The sequence below is a fragment of the Burkholderia pyrrocinia genome (genome assembly GCF_018417535.1).
In the GTDB taxonomy this organism is placed as follows: Bacteria; Pseudomonadota; Gammaproteobacteria; order Burkholderiales; family Burkholderiaceae; genus Burkholderia; species Burkholderia pyrrocinia_E.
Genome location: NZ_CP070977.1, coordinates 2,280,406 through 2,293,856, shown reverse-complemented (window position 1 = coordinate 2,293,856; position 13,451 = coordinate 2,280,406). Strand labels below are relative to the sequence as shown.

The window sequence follows — 13,451 nt, the reverse complement described above, 5'->3', positions numbered from 1 at the left end:
GTATGGCATCTAAATCTATGGCGCAATTGACTGCTTATAATTCCGGCGATTCCCGTCCGCCGACTCTTATCGTCGTTCTCGGCATGCACCGGAGTGGTACCAGTACCCTGACGCGGGCTACCGCCGTGCTGGGAGCGGAATTCGGAAGTAACCTGATGCCCGCTCTTCCTGGCAACAATGACAAGGGATTTTTCGAGGATCTCGATGTAGTGGCGCTCAATGTTGAGTTGCTGCATGCGGCTGGTGGGGATTGGCATTCGATGGCCCCCATTGATCTCAGTGTCCTTCAGCCCGAGCAGCTCGACCGGTTTCGGATTCAGGCAATCGATTTGTTGCGCGCGAAATGCCGAGAGAACCAGATTTTGTCTGTTAAGGATCCTCGTCTGGCCCGGCTGCTGCCATTCTGGAAACCGGTCTTCGCTTGTATCGGTGTACGGGTTTTTTATCTAATAGCCGTGCGAAATCCAATCAGTGTTGTGCAGTCGCTTGCGCGAAGAGATGGTTTTTCGGTAGAAAAATCTTATATTCTTTGGCTTGCATATGTCGTGTCGGCACTCGAAATGACCCAGGACGTGCGGCGTGTACTGATCGATTACGATCGCCTCATGGACATGCCGCGCCAAGAACTTGAAAACATATCGGATTTTTTCGATTTGCCATTGATTGAGTCCAGGCTTGAAGAATTTGAATCTGCTTTCCTCGACGACAATCTGCGGCATACTCGCTATACCGTTGAGGATCTTCAGTTGGTAAATTCTGCGCCTCGGCAGGTCAAGGAATTGTATTCGGCACTCAGTGAGGCAGCATCTGGATTCCCGGATTCGCCGGCCTGGCATAGTGCCTTTCTGGAAGCAAGGACCTATCTCGAGGACATCGCGCCGCTCTTGCGCTACGAGTGGCGTTTGGAGCAGGAAGTGAACGATCTCCGTGCAGCAAGGGCGGAATAAGCTGAAGCGAAAAACACAGCTAGGAAGACGCGTCCCGATCTCCGGACTTTGATATTTTAAAGAGTGCTCTTTGTAGTCTTGTAGGCGATACGGAATGGGACTTCGCGCGACCTCTGCTGTTGTGCGACTTGTGACCTCAAGGGTGTGGAAATGAGGTGGTCGCTAGCTGAATTTGAAATGCTTTTTTAGAATTGTGCGGAGTATATATGCTTCTCGTTACGGGTGGGGCTGGCTTCATCGGCGGAAATTTTATCCTTGACTGGTTTGCCGGTTCCGATGAACCCGTCATCAACCTCGATAAATTGACTTACGCTGGAAACCTTGACACGCTGAAATCGCTGGAAGGTGATTCGCGGCATCACATTGTTCGGGGCGATATCGGTGACCGGCAGCTCGTTTCAAAGCTGCTTTCCGAACATCGGCCGCGTGCGGTGATCAATTTCGCAGCCGAGTCACATGTCGATCGCTCGATTCACGGCCCTGGCGATTTCATCCAGACGAATATTGTCGGGACGTTCAACCTTCTCGAGTCGGTGCGCGCTTACTGGTCGGATCTCGTGGAAGAAGAACGTCGCGCATTTCGTTTCCTGCATGTTTCCACCGACGAAGTGTTCGGCACGCTCGGCGCGAATGATCCGCCATTTACCGAAACCAATACGTACGAGCCGAACAGCCCGTATTCCGCGAGCAAGGCTGCCTCGGATCATCTGGTGCGCGCCTGGCACCATACATACGGGTTGCCGGTGGTGACCACCAATTGCTCGAACAACTATGGTCCGTATCATTTCCCCGAGAAACTGATTCCACTGATCATCCTGAACGCGCTCGCCGGCAAGCCACTGCCGATCTATGGCGATGGTCAGCAGATCCGTGACTGGCTCTACGTCAAGGATCACTGCTCGGCGATCCGCACGGTCCTGGCGAATGGTGCGCTTGGCGAGACCTATAACGTCGGTGGCTGGAACGAAAAACCGAACATCGAAGTCGTGCATACGATCTGCGCGATCCTCGATGAACTGCAGCCGCGTGATGACGGTAAGTCGTATGTGGAGCAGATCAGCTTTGTACAGGACCGACCGGGCCATGATCGCCGTTATGCAATCGACGCTCGCAAGCTCGAGCGCGAACTCGGCTGGAAGCCCGCTGAAACCTTTGATACCGGTATCCGAAAGACTGTCGAGTGGTACCTGACGAATCAGGCCTGGGTGAAGAACGTCACAAGCGGCCAGTATCGTACGTGGATCGAACGCCACTACGGAGAATAATGATGCCGCGCATCCTGATTACGGGTTCGAACGGACAGGTCGGCTTCGAATTGCGACGCGCGCTTGCTCCGCTCGGAGAGGTGATTGCCCTGACTCGCCGCGACGTGGACCTGGGTGATCCTGCGAGCCTTGTTGCAGCGTTGGATCGTCATCAACCTGACCTGATCGTAAATCCTGCCGCCTACACGGCAGTGGACAAGGCCGAGAGCGAGCCGGAGCAGGCCCGAGCGGTCAATGCGGAGGCGCCCGGCGTGATGGCACGATGGGGGGCGGTGCGAAATGTACCGCTCGTTCACTACTCGACCGATTATGTATTCGAAGGCACCGGTGCGACGCCGTACCGCGAAGACGCACCGGTTAATCCTCAATCGATCTACGGGGCTACCAAGTGCGAAGGCGAAAATGCGGTTCGGCAGGCCTTCGCGCAGCACCTGATCCTTCGAACGAGCTGGGTCGTGGGTGCGCATGGCGGCAATTTTCTCAAGACGATCTTGCGCCTCGCCAGGGAGCGCGACCAGCTTCGCATCGTGGCCGATCAGACTGGGGCACCCACTTCGGCTGCGTTGATCGCCGATGTAACCGCGCACCTCATTGCCCGTTATTTCGCGGATCGCGAACACTTTGCGTTCGGCACATACCACCTCGCGGCCTCCGGCGAGACGAATTGGTGCGAGTATGCGCGTCATGTCGTGGCGCTTGCGGAAGCGCGAGGCCTTGATCTAAAGTTGCGCTCGACCGATATCGTGCCAATTGCGACACATGAGTATCCGCTTCCGGCAAAGCGGCCCATGAACTCGCGTCTCGATTGCAGCAAGTTGATGTCGACGTTCGGGATATCGCTCCCCGATTGGCGAAATGGCGTTGATTACGTCTTTGAGCAACTGCATGACTGACACGGGAAAAACAAGCATGAAGCGCAAAGGCATTATTCTCGCCGGAGGGTCGGGTACCCGTCTCTATCCGGCGACACAGGCAGTCAGCAAGCAACTGCTGCCGATTTACGACAAGCCGATGATCTATTATCCGTTGAGCACGCTGATGCTGGCGGGGATTCAGGATATTCTGATCATTTCGACGCCCCAGGACACGCCGCGCTTCGAGCAGTTGCTGGGCGACGGATCGCAGTGGGGGATCCGTCTGCAGTACAAGGTGCAGCCCAGCCCGGACGGGCTTGCCCAGGCGTTCCTGCTGGGTGAGTCCTTCATCGATGGCGACCCTTCGGCGCTGATTCTTGGCGATAACATCTTCTATGGCCATGATCTTGGCGGTCTGTTGAAGGGGGCGGCCAACAAGACCTCGGGTGCGCAGGTCTTCGCCTATCATGTCCAGGATCCGGAAAGGTATGGCGTTGTCGAATTCGACTCGGCCGGCAAAGCGATCAGTATCGAAGAAAAACCCGAGGTTCCGAAATCGCATTACGCGGTTACCGGACTCTATTTCTACGATGACCAAGTGGTGGACTTTGCGAAATCGTTGAAGCCGTCGCGGCGCGGCGAGCTGGAGATCACCGATCTTAACGCCCTGTACCTGAAGGATGGCTTGCTCAACGTGCAAACCATGGGGCGGGGTTTTGCATGGCTCGATACCGGCACGCACGATTCGATGCTGGAGGCCTCGCACTTTATCGCAACGATGGAGCATCGGCAGGGGTTGAAGATCGCGTGCGTTGAAGAGATTGCATATCGGTTCGGCTATATCGACGATGAACAACTTGAACGTCTCGCGCAACCGCTCAGCAAAAACGGCTATGGCCGGTACCTGCAGAACATTCTGAAAGAAGGAAAAGCCCGGTGAACGTAATAGCGACTGCCATTCCCGACGTAAAGATTTTCGAACCGAAAGTATTCGGTGATACGCGTGGTTTCTTTTACGAGAGTTTTAACCATCGCGTGTTCGAAGAAGCGATTGGACATTCCGTCGAGTTTGTGCAGGACAATCATTCGAAATCCGCGAAGAACGTCGTTCGAGGCCTGCACTATCAAATCAATCACGCACAGGGAAAGCTGGTTCGGGTAGTCGCCGGGGAAGTGTTCGATGTGGCGGTCGATATTCGTCGCGATTCGCCGACGTTCGGTCGCTGGGTCGGTGTGGTGCTGTCTGCTGAGAACAAGCGGCAGCTGTGGATTCCGGAAGGTTTTGCGCATGGTTTTGTTGTCGTTTCCGACACGGCGGAGTTCTTGTACAAGACTACCGATTACTGGTATCCGGATGCCGAACGAGCGATCCGCTGGGACGATCCGACGCTCGCGATCGAATGGCCCATCTCCGGCGAAGCGTTGGTATCCGGTAAGGATGGAGCGGCGCCTGCTTTCAAGGATGCCGAGTACTTTTGAGTCGCTTCCCGCGCAAGTCCATGTTTGACTTCAATGCCCTCCGCCTGACGTGGGGGATGCCTTTCTTGGTTGATCTGCCCGATGCCGCAACGCACTTGTCGGAAGATCAGCCGAGGTTCCGGGCGTATCTGGTCAACGTCCAGTTGCTGCCGGGCTGGTACATGATCGAGCTTCGTACGAGCGGCGATGCGGCGCAGGTGCGAGCCCGGTTACGGCTGCCCGGTGGGTCATCGTCTGCAACGCTTGCGATGGAGCTCAGCGCACGGCAGGTGAGCAAGCGGCTTGTACATCTTCCGGCGCGTGGAAGGATCGAAATCGAGATTGATTGCGACGATCAGTTGGTCGATCGAATCGAGACGTTCCGCCTTGTCAGGGTCACGACGCGATTTGCGCATTCGCGCATCATGACCAAGCTCGGTGCGCTGCATCCAAGATACAAGCCATGCGGCGATGATTACGACCTGACGGACGTCCGACGCAGTCGCATCGACATGGCGCAAGCATGGCGCGATTACTGCTGCCTGTTCGACGAATCGGAACTACTGGTTGGATACGCGGACTGGGTTCGTCACTTCGATACACCGAGTCCTGATACGTACCGCGTTATGCGGGACAATCTGCGCTACTTCGTCGGCGGCCCGGTGTTCGCGATCGGCGTGGAGGTGTCCGGTGCACCGTCACCGCACTGGGAAACGGCAATCCGTTCGATCGCCGCGCAGATTTACCCGCACTGGCAACTCCTGATCGTCGATCGACGTTCTGGCTCCGATCGCACCGCATTGATTCCTCGGGACCTTGGTGCCGATACGCGCATCCGTGTCATTTCGGATCGCTCGCCAGCCGAAGCACATTCGACGCTTGATCGGGCGCTCGCCGAAAGCGGTCATTGGGTCATGTTCATCGGGCAGCACGACGTGCTTCCGCAGCATGGCCTTTATGTCGTGGCTGACGAGATCAACCGGCGCCCTGATGTTGACTTGATCTATGCAGATGAGGACGGCATTGACGTCGACGGCGCTCGACACAGCCCGCGCTTCAAGAGCGACTGGAGCGAGGATCTGATGCTCTCATCGGATCTGTTTACCGGTCTTGGCGTTTACCGACCGGACGTTTTCAGGACATCCGGCGGGCGGGACCATCGCCATGGGGCAGCGTCGTGTTATGACATGACGCTTCGCTGTCTCGCGCATACCAGTCGGGACAGGATCCTGCACATTCCGCGTGTGCTTTACCACACCCGCGCCCAAGTCGAATCAATTCAAGATCCGGGTGTTCAACACGATGCGCGCGATGCAGGCCGGATGGCAGTCGTACGTCACTTGTCGCGGACCGGAGTTCGAGCAACGGTCTTGTCAACGGAGCATGGCCGTTACATACAGTATCCGTTGCCGGAAAACGCGCCGCTCGTCACACTCGTCATTCCGACTCGCAACGGGTTTGCGCTACTCAGTCGTTGCGTCAATTCGATTATCGAGAAGACTCGCTATCGCGCCTTCGAAATCATCATCGTCGACAATGGGTCTGACGACCCGGAAACACTCGACTACATGGAGCGGCTTTCGGTTGAGCACGGCGTACGCATCCTCAGGGACGATCGTCCGTTCAATTACTCCGCTCTCAACAACCGCGCGGTCGATATCGCGCGGGGCGAGTTCGTCGCACTCGTCAATAACGATGTGGAAATCATCGACGGCGACTGGCTCGACGAAATGATGGGACACGCGTTGCGTCCGGAGGTCGGCGTTGTCGGTGTCAAACTGCTCTATTCGAACGGAACCGTTCAGCATGCGGGTGTCATCGTCGGGCTTAGCGGCTGCGCCGATCACCTGCATCGCGGGTTGGGGCGCGACGAGCCGGGATATCTGGCACGCGCGGTAACGACGCAGTCCTTGTCTGCAGTAACCGGTGCATGCCTCGTCGTCCGGCGATCCCTGTATCGGCAACTGGGTGGATTGAACGAACGCGATCTCGCAGTTGCATTCAACGACGTCGATTTTTGCCTTCGCGTTCGGCAAGCCGGCTATACGGTGGTCTGGACGCCGCATGCCGTGCTGTATCACCACGAATCCGCCACGCGAGGCCGGGACGATACCGCGGAGAAGATAGCCCGGGCCACTCGAGAGATTGAGTACATGCGCGATCAATGGCGTGACCTGATCGCGAATGACCCGGCTTATAACCCGAACCTGTCCCTCGATCGATTCGATTGTCAGCTCGCGTGGCCGCCGCGTGTCGCGTCTCTCAGGCGTCTCGCGCTCCATGCGCCCGGAGCGACGACATCTTGATGTGTAGATTCTGACCAGAGACTTGTCAATGCTTGCCCTGAGCTGATTCAAATGTTCGTCGACCGCTCCTGCAAGACGGATACGGGGAATGATTGCATGACAGTGCGTGTACGCTAGCGAGTGGTGTCTCAGGGTGCGCTGCCCCCACTGTTTGGGGGGGGGCGACTCAAGTCTTTGCCGGCAGCCAGTTTGCACGGGTCGTCTTGCCCCTCCGCCAAGAATTTTCTCTGTGGGGCGGGCCGGTTTCTTGTGTTGGCTCGTCATGTCGTCGATCCGGTTTTATCTATTTTCGATCAATATGAAAGATTTTTTCCTGTCGATAGTTCGTCGAACCGTTCGATTCAAGGTCAATCCGGTCCGGGATTTGGTTTTGTCGGGGGCGACGTCTGTCGACTGGACGTCGACGGGAGGCCATCCTGTTTTTGACCTGGAGCCGGAGGGTGGGGGCAAGGTTGTTCCATCCGGCTGGGTCTATGTCGAGTCCAGAATGATTCGACGGGGCGCGCACCTGGTGGCTCGGCTTTACGTGGATACTGGCTCGGGCTTTTCGGATGCGGAATCCTTTGTCATTCCCGCAGCGCGCTCGGGAAATATCAAGCAGATCATCAAGATTCCGCGCAATACCCGCCATTTGCGTCTGTCGCCAATGCGAGGTGAGGGCATAGTTAGGTTGGAGTTTCTACGGATAACAAAAATATCAAGCGTGGAAAGAATTGCCAGAATGATTGAGTGGGCAATTGGAGATATAATAAAATTCAAAAACACCAGTCGGGCGAGAAAATACAATATCACCTTGGGGCGTTTGTTGGTTGACTTGAATGGGGTGTACGCTGATTGCGCAAAATTGCGATTCCATTCTGCTCCTCTGGATTACAAATCGTACGTAGAAAAATTCGATACTCTGCGTGAGTCCGATGTTGCCTCGATCCGGCGGCACATGGGTTCGTTTGCGAAGCGACCGTTGATTTCCATTCTGGTTCCGGTGTGTGGAGCGTCCCTGGACTATCTGGAATCCACCGTTCAGTCGGTTTTGGGGCAGATTTACGAGAACTGGGAATTGTGCATTGCTGTTGACGGGATCGATGCTTCAAAAGTTGCTTCATATTTGAAGTCTGTTTCTGAAGAGGATGATCGGGTAAAGGTGGTTTTTGTGAATTCGGGCGGTCACGTATCGACTGCGGTGAATCGTGCTCTGGAGTTGGCGGCTGGAGAGTTTGTCACAATTCTCGGTAAAAATGATGTTCTTTCACCTCATGCGCTTTATCTCGTTGCTTTGAAGGCCAATGAGATTGACGGGTTGAATATAATATATTCTGATAGCGATGAAATCGACGAGGGTGGAATTCGGGGTAACGTTTTTTTCAAGAGCTCGTGGAATCCGGATTTGTTCTTTTCTCGTGACATGATTTCTCGTTCGGCTGCCTATAGGACATCGCTCCTGCGCGAGATTGGTGGGTTCAGAGTCGAGTATGAGGGCGGGCAGGATTGCGATCTTACGCTCAGATGTGTGAAAAACAGCACGCCGTCCCAGATTTGCCATATTCCGCGCGTGCTCTATCATTTTCGTCGGTGCAGTGAGCCTGGTTTGATCGATTCGGAGACAGAAAATGATGCGTCCAAGGCGAAAGAAAGGGCGCTTTCCGAATTTTTCAAAGATCAGCCCGGAGTGAGTGTTTCCCGGGGGAAACTGGCTGGAACCTATCGGGTGCGATATCCGATACCAACACCCGTCCCCAAGGTCACTGTAATCATACCGACTCGAGACGGTGGTCCATTGCTGAAAAAATGTATTCTCAGCATATTTGATGGAACTGTCTATGATAATCTGGAAGTCGTTGTTGTAGACAATCAAAGCACGGACCGGGAGACAGTCGATTTTCTGCAATCGTTGTCTCTGAGAAGCAACGTCACCGTGTTGAGATATGATTTTCCTTTCAATTATTCGTCAATAAATAATTTTGCGGAAAAACATGCCTCCGGTGATGTGTTGTGCTTTCTTAATGACGATGTGGAGGCAATCGAGCCGGAATGGCTGAAGGAGATGGTTTCGCATGCGCTGCGCCCGGATATTGGCGCCGTGGGGGCAAAGCTCCTTTATGCCGATGGGTTCATCCAGCATGCAGGCGTCGTGATGGGGATTGGGGGCTTCGCGAGCCATGTGCACCGGTTATATCCCTCGACGCACCCGGGGTACGCTGGAAGAGCGGCTCTCGTGCAAAATTTTTCGGCGGTCACAGGGGCATGCCTGGTCATGCGTCGGGATGTATTTCGTGCTGTCGGTGGTTTTGATGAAGAAAATCTTCCGGTTGCATTTAATGATGTGGATTTGTGCCTCCGTGTACGAGAGGCGGGCTACAGGATATTGTGGACGCCATATGCAGTCCTGCATCACTTTGAGTCCTACAGCAGGGGAGACGATCAAATGTCTCCTGAGAAGCGTGCCAGGTTTAACAGGGAAAAGAATTTCATGATTTCCCGGTGGAGTACCGATCAATTGAATGATCCGTATTACAATCAAAATTTGACGCTTGATCGAGAAGATTTTACTATCGCCGATTTTCCGAGGATGTATGATCCCTGGAGCGCTTGGGCGGTATGAATTGTTTTGACTCTATTGTTCCTCCCCTTTTGAAGGGGCATCGCGCTTCATGGGGTTGTATGGGATCGGGTTGTTCCGTGGCCTCTCTGGAGCGTCTCGGGGTGGATTGAACAAAGTAACGCGGAAGGAATATTCATGGATGTAAAAGAGCGCCTGCTGCCTGGCATTCCACTGATTGAGTCGCCACTTTTCGATGCCGAGATTGCCCAGGCGGAGTTGACGCCTGACGAGCGCGAGATTGCAGTTGCGCTGAATCGTAACGGCTATGTGGTGATCGACTTTCCCGATCCTGAGCTCGACGTACGGATTGCGCGTATTCGGGAACGCCTGACCTCGCGGTTTGCTGACACGGGATTAAGCAGCGATGGCGCGTTCTATGCCGCCGGTCGTATTCAGGATGCGTGGATAAACGATCCGGATGTCAAGGCGATTGCCACCAACTGTCAGATGCTGGATTTGCTCGGACGCTTGTATGGCCGAGCTGCATTTCCGTTCCAGACGCTCAATTTCCGGGTCGGCACGCAGCAAAAAATGCATACCGATGCGGTGCATTTTTCGTCAATTCCTCAGCGCTTCATGTGTGGGGTGTGGGTCGCGCTGGAAGATATTTCCCCGGAGGCTGGACCGCTCCAGTTGGTTCCCGGATCGCATAGCTGGCCCATGATAGATAACGCAATGGCCGGTCGGCGTGGGTTTGGGGTGTCCAGTGAGTCGGCGCAATTGCCGTATCAGGAAATCTGGGATGCCATGGTGGAGGCAAAGGGCGCCGGTACCAAGACCTTCGAGGCACGGAAAGGGCAGGCGTTGATCTGGTGCGCCAATCTGCTGCACGGGGGGAGCCCACAAATCAACCCTGCCATGACGCGCTGGTCACAGGTGACGCATTATTTCTTTGACGATTGTGTTTACTATACCCCCGCGTTTTCTGACGAATACTTGGGGCGTCTGCAGCTTCGCGATCTGGTCAACATAGCCGATGGCTCGCGAAAGCGTAATTCCTATCTCGGTGAGGAGGTCATGTCGCCTGCTCGAACCGCGCCGCGTGAGTCGCGAACCCTGACGGGAATGTTGCGCAAGTGGATGAGTTCCTCTTGAACCCATTTATATGATCGTCTTATTGAAAAGGTTTCTCGCAACCGGCAAAAGACCCCGAATTTGACGAAGAGCGCATGAAAAAGGCGGTCACTAAGCTTCAGCGGATGAACTGGCGTATGCGCGGACGCCTATTCCTTGGCGCAGTGGCGCCTATGGCGCAACGGCGGCATGTGTGCGTCGCGATTGCGAGGCGCCCGACGACGTGTCGTTGTGCCGCCTGTTCTTGGCCTGGGTGGCTTGAGTCGTAATCGATGCCGTATTGATTTTCGTGCCTGACTTGTCAAAGAGCGACGGCCGCGAGCTCGTGACCCCGAGGGGCGGCTGACTTCGACGATTCGCCGCAAAGTGGGTCAGATTTCAATCGAGGTTGGCATCGTCTCTGGTGTCCGCCCGAAGCCTTTGCCCGCTTGGGCGAGCACTGCCATGGGGCGAGCGAATTAGCCAGTTCCCTGGCGTGCCCAACTCCTGCGATCCCACCTGCCTCGCGATCCGCGACATGCACCAGCCGCATGTGCAGCGGTTCAATGCCGTTTCCGCTACCCCCTCGTACCCTCGTATCCAGCGCAAACGTTCCTTCACGCCACCGGGTCTGCCCGAGTGCACCTTTCGGCTCGCGCGCCCACATCCGCGCATCGGGCGCACTCGGGGCACTCGCTCGTGCGTTACCGCGTAGATCGGACGCAAGTACATTCTGCGTTGCGCCTCGTAAGGCGATGGTCCAAGCCCAATTGACTGCACGCCATTGAAATCCAGTTCCGTGGTGTCTTGCAGGCACAGCGCGACCGGCCGCATCGCCATCGTCTAGCTCCAACCCCGACACGCCATTCGTATGGCCGCGAATCGTTTCATCAATGTCCGCAGTCGCTTGTCTAGGCGCACGTCGCTATGGTCCAGGTCGGCAAATTCGGTTTCCATCCAGCAGGGATCCTTCAGGGACACGGCGTTCACGCAAAAAGCGAGAGTAAATGCGATCCGCGCGAGAGCGCTACAAGCGCGGCGCTATGTAACTGAACGTAAAAACAGGGGGCTTCTGTGATCGACACTAGACGCGCGAAGGTATGTATAAGCCGATGGACTATACAGGGGCAATCCCGAATTTGATTGTGCTCGTCTCGATATCGGATTGACTAGTGCATGTCAAGCAGCGTGGCTGGCATTTCGTCGCGACGTAGCTGGATTGCAACAACTGGGCCGTACCTTGTTACGTTTTTTTTCTTTTTGTAGAGAAGAATTTCATTGTTGTGTAAATGTATGTAAATTGTAATATTATGTGCATTGAAAACGTAAGTCTGTAGATAACCGGGTTCGTCGGACGGTCGGATTGCTACAGCAACCGAACGGGGACGAAATCGTAGTGCGCTGCTTCGGCCTGCGCGATCGCGACAATCAAGAGATCATGAGCATCAGCGAAATTTTTCGAGTGGTTGGAACCGACATCACCGAGGGCGGGCGGGTTCCAGTCTCGGCTTTGCGAAAGCCAAAAATTATGAGCATCGGAGGGTGCGTTACTGAAGTCCTCGCTGGAAGAATGAATCGGCTTGCGAATGTCACGCATCTGTGGCGCGTAAGCGTGCCTTGCTTGATGTCGAAGAAAATGGATGGGCGCACTTATTTCGAGTCGCATGACCACCAATTGTCTGAGCGAATAAATTTTGAGTTGACGAAGCAGGCGTTGCGGAAACTCAAAACGGGTGGGTACGAATTTTTGATTTTCGATCCAACTAGCGATTTCAACAACGATTATTACGAGAAAGACGGTTGCATTATTTCCGACATGGAGTCGGTAGGGTTGGCGCCGAACTGGAGGTGGCCCGACGGGTTCGTGGATGCTGGGTGGGTCAGGATTTCACCGGCGAGCTATCAATATTTGGAGATTTATTTTCATTATCTAAAAGAACTAATTGAGCTGTCTGAAGAGATTGGTGTCCCGCTTATTATTATGAAGCGGCGAACGTGCATCAACAAAATCACTCATGACGGTGTAACCGGGTTGGGTGATCCCAGTTCAATAGAAATCAATTGGTGGGTTGACCTGCTCTGGAAGAAGATTGACAGCTTGCTGGGGAGGTTGAATGTTCTCGATTTAAATGGTCGTTTTTCGATCACTTCTTTTGACGTGCCGTATGGTGAGGGGAAATTCCACCCGATTGACGAATTTTATGACTATGCGGCTTACAAGTTAATGGGGCTGATGAGGTTGGGCGATGATCTGATCTCGGAAGTCATGTTCAATGTATACAGGGAAAGAGCAAGTCGCCGTCTGGCAATTCATTCCGAGCGAGATGGGCTGGTACACGAGCGTGATGGCTTGATTCGCGAGCGTGACGAATTGGTTCACGAGCGAGGTGGGCTGGCTCAAGAGCGGGACGGTTTGGTGCATGACCGGGATACTCTTCGTTTGTCTCTCGATAACCTCGCGGCGGAGCGAGATTTCATACTGGCTCGCGAGGTCGAAAAAGCACGTATTACGAGCGAGTGCCATAGGCAGGAACTGACGATGCTCTCGGAAGCTCGAGATGCGGCTCTCGCCGAAAACGCTGCCAACGTCCTGGCGCTAGGAGAATTGCAGAAGGTTTACGGGGACCTCTCACGTAAACATGATGAGCTGTGTGCTCAACAGAGCCGTCTTTTTAACGAGTTACGGTTGGAGGGAGGGCCAATGGCTTTGCGCGATGTGCTTCCGCTGGCCAGGGCATGGCGGCCAATAATCAAGGGGGTCGGGAAGATCAAGCGATTCTGTCGCCGATTGATGGCGTGTAGCAATAATGGGGCGACGCATCGCGATGGGCTCCATGGGCAGTAAGACGTCGTACGTAATGTAAGATGTCGGTGCTGGGGCGGCCAACTGGGCACGCGCATACGGTCCGATTGGAAATGGTGCTTGCAACCGACGAAATGCCTCGGATTTGTCGCGGAAGTTGCGACGA

9 protein-coding genes are annotated in these 13,451 nt (G+C 54.8%); all 9 read left to right on the top strand.

Going from position 1 to position 13,451, the window contains the following annotated elements; genetic code table 11:
* Window positions 1-2: 2 nt before the first annotated feature.
* On the top strand, window positions 3-947 hold the full coding sequence (locus tag JYG32_RS10705; protein ID WP_213263536.1) for a sulfotransferase family protein: 945 nt from the start codon (window positions 3-5) through the stop codon (window positions 945-947).
* Window positions 948-1,153: 206 nt separating this feature from the next.
* A complete protein-coding gene (gene rfbB / locus JYG32_RS10700; RefSeq protein WP_213263535.1) occupies window positions 1,154-2,212 on the top strand; it encodes a dTDP-glucose 4,6-dehydratase in 1,059 nt (352 codons plus the stop codon).
* Window positions 2,213-2,214: 2 nt separating this feature from the next.
* On the top strand, window positions 2,215-3,105 hold the full coding sequence (gene rfbD, locus JYG32_RS10695) for a dTDP-4-dehydrorhamnose reductase (protein ID WP_174379858.1): 891 nt from the start codon (window positions 2,215-2,217) through the stop codon (window positions 3,103-3,105).
* A 16-nt stretch (window positions 3,106-3,121) separates the two neighbouring features.
* The gene (rfbA, locus tag JYG32_RS10690) at window positions 3,122-4,006 is read left to right on the top strand and encodes a glucose-1-phosphate thymidylyltransferase RfbA (RefSeq protein WP_213263533.1); all 885 of its coding nucleotides are present in this window, start codon (window positions 3,122-3,124) and stop codon (window positions 4,004-4,006) included.
* Window positions 4,003-4,545, top strand: a complete 543-nt coding sequence (rfbC, locus tag JYG32_RS10685; protein WP_213263532.1) for a dTDP-4-dehydrorhamnose 3,5-epimerase — start codon at window positions 4,003-4,005, stop codon at window positions 4,543-4,545. The genes rfbA and rfbC overlap by 4 nt, the downstream gene beginning before the upstream one ends.
* Window positions 4,546-4,565: 20 nt before the next feature.
* Window positions 4,566-6,830 carry a glycosyltransferase family 2 protein gene (locus JYG32_RS10680; protein ID WP_213263531.1) on the top strand — a complete coding sequence of 755 codons (2,265 nt, stop codon included), beginning with the start codon at window positions 4,566-4,568 and terminating at the stop codon, window positions 6,828-6,830.
* A 298-nt stretch (window positions 6,831-7,128) separates the two neighbouring features.
* Entirely contained in the window at window positions 7,129-9,429 is a 2,301-nt protein-coding gene (locus JYG32_RS10675) for a glycosyltransferase family 2 protein (protein WP_213263530.1), read from the top strand.
* A gap of 135 nt (window positions 9,430-9,564) precedes the next feature.
* Window positions 9,565-10,524 (top strand): phytanoyl-CoA dioxygenase family protein, encoded by a 960-nt coding sequence (locus JYG32_RS10670; protein ID WP_213263529.1) that lies wholly within the window; start codon window positions 9,565-9,567, stop codon window positions 10,522-10,524.
* 1,396 nt (window positions 10,525-11,920) lie between these two features.
* Entirely contained in the window at window positions 11,921-13,327 is a 1,407-nt protein-coding gene (locus JYG32_RS10660) for a hypothetical protein (protein WP_249744532.1), read from the top strand.
* Window positions 13,328-13,451: the final 124 nt, after the last annotated feature.